Consider the following 5116-nt stretch of genomic DNA (forward strand, 5'->3'; position numbering starts at 1 on the left):
TAGAAGAAAAATAGCTGTTTGAGCTTTTGAAATATATTTTTATCATGTATGCTTATTTAATATTAGAATAACCTACATTCAAAAGCGAGTTCTATTTTTCTTTTATAAGAAAGTTTTGTGTTAAGCGAGGATGCAAGGGCATGGCGTCTGATGCCCTTGCGTTAAAATAAATTAAAAATATAAAGGAAAAAATACTTATTAATCAAAATAACTTTTAACAGAAAACAGAAAAATTTATTCTTTATATCTTGATTTTTATTGAAAAAAATGATAATATATTGTGTAATTTGCATATATTAAATTATATAGCATTTTATTTTATAAATAAAAACTATTGAAAGGAGAAATAAATGGCACACTCAAAATCATCTAAAAAAAGAGTTTTTATTGGTGAAAGAAATGCAGCTAGAAATCAAGCTATTAGAAGTAGAACTAGAACTTTCGTAAAAAAAGTGCTTGCTGCTGTTGAAGCTAAAAATGTCGACGAAGCTAAATCAGCATTAAGTGCAGCATATAAAGAATTAGATAAAGCTGTAACAAAAGGTGTTCTTAAGAAAAACACTGCATCAAGAAAAAAATCTAGATTAACATTAAAAGTTAATTCATTGGCAAATTAATTTTTTGCTACTGATTGATTTTAAAAAAATTTTTTTAAGATTAACAAAAATAAAAGACTATCACAATCTAAGGATAGTCTTTTTTAGTTATACAACTTGGACTATACCCCAAATTTTGGACTACTTTTAAAAACATAAATTATCCTTTCTTTAAACAGAATTTAGTATAAAAATTCTTATAAAATAAAAAAGAGAGCGTCAAAATGCACCCTCTTCCATTATTTTCTGACAATAATCAGTTTATATTAAAACTTAATTTCACAATAAATTTTATTTCTTTACTTTTTCCACATCATCTTTTTTCTTTAAATCTTTATCTGTTTCTTTATCTTCCTCCTGTTTTACTCCCCACGCTTCAGGCTTAGGCACACAAATTGGACGTCCTTCTGGCAGCATATCCCATATCTTTTTTAATATTCCCATTGGAAATACACCTCTTTTATGTTTGCTTTCAAATTTTGTTCGTATTCTTTAATTTTTTTGTTAAAATTCTATCAGGTTCAGTTAACGTAGCTTTTAAACAATCTAATTATAAATCAATTATTTAGGCATCTTCGTTCAATATTTATATTTATTCATATCTTAGGATTTCTAAAATTATTTTTTTCTAAATAATGAGCAAATTTCCATAATTAACATTTCCACTCCTGTTTCCATTTCTATTTTACCAGTCTTTATGTCTTTTTCGATTTCCCAGCATCTAAAAACTAATTTTTTTAAACTGGCATTTGTGTAGTTTTGCTCCAGTTTTATTTTTTTGAAAATTACATAGGAATTTGGGATTCTATTATTGGATTTAAAAATTTCTTTTATTTCTTCAAATTCAATTTTAAAAGTGTTGTAATTTTTATTGAATTTTCGCCCTTTCACTTTTAGCGAGCTTATTTTGTACATTATTTCAAGCTCATTGTAAAGAGAATACAAGATTCCCATATATTCTTTTTTTTGCTCCAAGTATCTCATTACATCCGCTGGGTTGTTTAACAATATGTTTCGGGTCATTTCATAAATTTGATAATCTTTTTCAATAGATACAATATTTTTAATTTTTTCAATATCAAACTTTTCTCCATCTAGAAAAATCTTTATTTTTGCAACTTCATTTCTAACCTTAAACGGATTGTTTCCTATCATTTCAAGAAGCATTGCCACATCCCTTGCATTTATATCCAACTCATTTACAACATAAGCCCGAATTTCCTCTTCTGTTTCCTTCTGAAATAAAAAAACTTCCATTTGCTTATTTTTACTAAATTCATCCAGCAGCTTTTTTAATTTTACTCCAAATTTCCCGTCTTCCTTGTCATAATCAATAATAATTTCCTTATTTACTATCTCAAGATTTGCTACGTATTTCAAAATTTCCTCAATATTTTTAAGCTTTTCTGCTCTTTTCAATACAACCAGTTCCTGACTTGAAAATATGGAATTAATATTTATTTTTTCCAAAAATTTTTCATTTTCCTTCAAATCCACATCAAAAAAACTTTCACTAATTCCAACATTTTCTTTCCGAATTTTCTCCAAAAGTTCAAAATATTTAAATTCTCTTTGCTTTTTTCCTCCAATAAAATAAATCATTTATTTCCTCACGTCTATAATTATTTTTTATTTCTTGAGAAAATTATATCAAATTTTTTGTATAATTTGAACTTTAAAACAAAAAACAAATAAAATTTGTAAAAATTATATTCTATATTTTTCTCTTATTTGATTTTTATATGTTTCAGCCTGAGTTCCATACACTACTTGAATTCCTTTTCCAGAACGAATTACACCTTTTGCCTGCAATTCTTTCCATCTCGCATCATCAGCAACTATAGAAGCATCTTTTACAGTAACTCTAAGTCTTGTAATGCAGGCATCTATATTTTCTATATTTTCTGCTCCACCTAATGAAACTACTATATTGTCTATAAGTTCTGTATTTTCTTTAGCTTCGTTATAGTCTTTTCTTGTGTAAAGTTTATTTTCAGAATCTCCTCTACCTGGTGTAAGAATATTAAATTTCAAAATTAATGTTTTGAACACAAAATAATATACAAATGCATAGACAGGTCCTAATATTAGTATCCAGTAATATGAAGTCTTTGCATTTCCTTGTAAAAGTCCAAAGAAAGTGAAATCTATAATTCCTCTTGAGAATGTAATTCCTACTGCCACATTAAGCACATACATTAGCATATAGGCAAGTCCTTCAAGCACTGCATGAATTACGTATAATACAGGTGCTACAAATAAGAAAGTAAATTCTATCGGTTCAGTTATTCCTGTAAGGAATGATGTCAATGCGGCTGATAGCAATATTCCTTTTATAGCCGCTTTATTCTTGTCATCTGCAGTTCTGTACATTGCAAGAGCTGCTGCAGGTAATCCAAACATCATAGGTAAAAATCCACCTGTCATTGTTTTTGTCGCCGCTGCACTAAAATGTTTTACTGACGGATCTGCAAGCTGTGCAAAGAATATATTTTGCCCTCCTGCTACCATCTGTCCTCCCACTTCCTGATAACCTCCAAGCTGAGTATACCAGAACAGAGGATATATCGCATGGTGCAATCCAAATACATTTAACAATCTCATTGTAAATCCATAGAAGAATGTTCCTATAGCCCCTGTAGCCGCAAACATTTCTCCAGCTTTCACAATTCCCATAAAGATTGTAGGCCAAACAAACGGAAATATTGCTGCCAAAGGAATAAATAAAATAATTGTCATAACAGGCACAAATCTATTTCCGCTGAAAAATGCCAAATAATCAGGTAATTTTTTATCCGAAAACTTGTTTGTAATTGCCGAAGCCACAATACCGCACACGATACCACCAAACACACCCGTCTGTAATGTAAATATTCCAAGTTCCTTTGCATACAATGCCGCTGTCCCTCTTGCCGCAGCTTCACTCAAACCTTTTCCAATAAGAGCATCATAAGTTACTGAATCAGGAGTTATCCCTTTAAAACTCAAAATTGTCCCTATTATAGTGTGAAAAAGCAAAAATCCCAAAACTGCTGATAACGCTGCTGTTTCTTTATTTTTATTTGCAAGTCCTATAGCTACACCAACTGCAAACAGTAAAGGTAAATTTGCAAAAACAAACAATCCTACGTTAGAAAATAACTGCATAAGATAATTTAACGGCGTTCCTGGTTCAAGAAAAGTTAAATTATATGTTTTTATAAGAACAGGATTCGTAAAAGAACCTCCCACCCCTAAAAGTATTCCCGCCATTGGCAATACTGCGATAGGTAACATAAAAGCCCTACCTATTTTCTGTAATACTGCAAAAATTCCATTATTTTTCATAGCATATACCATATATTGAAACCATTTAAAATATTATATTTCCTCCTCTCTTTGTTATTTTCTAAAACAGTTTCAATAATTTCCTTTCTATAATATTTATTTTTAATTACTAATTTTTATTTCTCCATTTCCCTAACAAATCTTTGGGCAATCTCAAGAGGTCTTGTTATAGCTCCTCCGACAACTACTGCAAATGCACCCAATTCCAGCATTTTTTTTGCCTGCTTCGGCTCGTGTATTTTTCCTTCTGCTATTATTGGAATATGAAGTGTTTTAGCAAGATTTTCTACTAATTCAAAATCAGGCCCTTCTGATTTTTTGCTATAGGGAGTATAGCCACTAAGTGTTGTTCCTACAAAATCTACACCAGCTTTCTCAGCATTCACACCTTCTTCAAATGTTGAAATATCTGCCATTAATAGCACATCAGGATATTTTTCCCTAATTTTTTTTATAAATTCATTTATTGTTTTTGCTTCAGGACGTTCTCTCATTGTACAGTCTAGTGCAATTATATCGGCTTTAGCTTTCACTAAATCATCTATTTCCTTCATCGTTACAGTTATATGCTGAGGAAATCCTTCATATTGCTTTTTGATTAATCCTATAACAGGTAAATCTAAGTTTTTTTTGATTTCTTCAATATCTCTTATTCCATTAGTTCTTATTCCCGCAGCTCCAGCCTGTTCTGCCGCAATAGCCATAAGATGCATTATAGTCCCATTTTCTATATAAAGAGGTTCTCCAGGCAATGCCTGGCACGAAACAATCAATTTCCCTTTTAATTTTTCCAATAATTTTTCTTTACTCATAATTACACCTTCTTTTATCTTTCAATTAATATTTCTTATATTCCTATGTTACCCCATTTTTTAAATTTGTCAATAGAAAAACTTTTTAATTTTTTATTATAAAAAAAATTTTTTTTTAATCTTTTTCAAATTATATTTGAACTCTTTTATCTATCAAAATAATATTATTTCCTGTTTAAATAATGAAATTATTACAAACTTTTCTAATAAAGGGTATATTTAAAATAATTAAAATATAATTTTGATTTTTCAATCAGATTCTAGTATAAATAATCCATCGGAGCATTTTTCTGTGCTGACAAAACTGTCTGAGTATAGCGAGTTTTTTTTCAGTGCAGAAAAATGTGGTAGACTAGCCATAGGTTATTGCGTAGCAATCTT

Annotated in this window: 5 protein-coding genes; 1 reads left to right on the forward strand and 4 read right to left on the reverse strand. The window is 29.6% G+C overall.

The window, feature by feature from the left end; translation table 11 throughout:
* Nucleotides 1–350 precede the first annotated feature (350 nt).
* Nucleotides 351–617, forward strand: a complete 267-nt coding sequence (rpsT, locus tag HMPREF1552_RS01675; protein WP_021743304.1) for a 30S ribosomal protein S20 — start codon at nucleotides 351–353, stop codon at nucleotides 615–617.
* A gap of 270 nt (nucleotides 618–887) precedes the next feature.
* Here the strand turns inward: rpsT and HMPREF1552_RS12415 are convergent, their stop codons facing one another.
* The 4 genes from HMPREF1552_RS12415 to HMPREF1552_RS01690 form a co-directional block, all read right to left on the reverse strand.
* Entirely contained in the window at nucleotides 888–1040 is a 153-nt protein-coding gene (locus HMPREF1552_RS12415; RefSeq protein WP_021743305.1) for a hypothetical protein, read from the reverse strand.
* Between the two features lie 174 nt (nucleotides 1041–1214).
* Nucleotides 1215–2198, reverse strand: a complete 984-nt coding sequence (gene holA / locus HMPREF1552_RS01680; protein ID WP_021743306.1) for a DNA polymerase III subunit delta — start codon at nucleotides 2196–2198, stop codon at nucleotides 1215–1217.
* Nucleotides 2199–2303: 105 nt separating this feature from the next.
* Nucleotides 2304–3923, reverse strand: a complete 1620-nt coding sequence (locus HMPREF1552_RS01685) for a PTS transporter subunit EIIC (RefSeq protein WP_039900961.1) — start codon at nucleotides 3921–3923, stop codon at nucleotides 2304–2306.
* 116 nt (nucleotides 3924–4039) lie between these two features.
* A complete protein-coding gene (locus tag HMPREF1552_RS01690; protein ID WP_021743308.1) occupies nucleotides 4040–4735 on the reverse strand; it encodes an N-acetylmannosamine-6-phosphate 2-epimerase in 696 nt (231 codons plus the stop codon).
* Nucleotides 4736–5116 lie beyond the last annotated feature (381 nt).

This window comes from Leptotrichia sp. oral taxon 879 str. F0557 (genome assembly GCF_000469385.1).
Taxonomy (GTDB): Bacteria; Fusobacteriota; Fusobacteriia; order Fusobacteriales; family Leptotrichiaceae; genus Leptotrichia; species Leptotrichia mesophila.

Coding starts and splice junctions, on each gene's coding strand:
- rpsT (WP_021743304.1), top strand. CDS start 351: ATGGCACACTCAAAATCATCTAAAAAAAGAGTTTTTATTGGTGAAAGA.
- HMPREF1552_RS12415 (WP_021743305.1), bottom strand. CDS start 1,040: ATGGGAATATTAAAAAAGATATGGGATATGCTGCCAGAAGGACGTCCA.
- holA (WP_021743306.1), bottom strand. CDS start 2,198: ATGATTTATTTTATTGGAGGAAAAAAGCAAAGAGAATTTAAATATTTT.
- HMPREF1552_RS01685 (WP_039900961.1), bottom strand. CDS start 3,923: ATGAAAAATAATGGAATTTTTGCAGTATTACAGAAAATAGGTAGGGCT.
- HMPREF1552_RS01690 (WP_021743308.1), bottom strand. CDS start 4,735: ATGAGTAAAGAAAAATTATTGGAAAAATTAAAAGGGAAATTGATTGTT.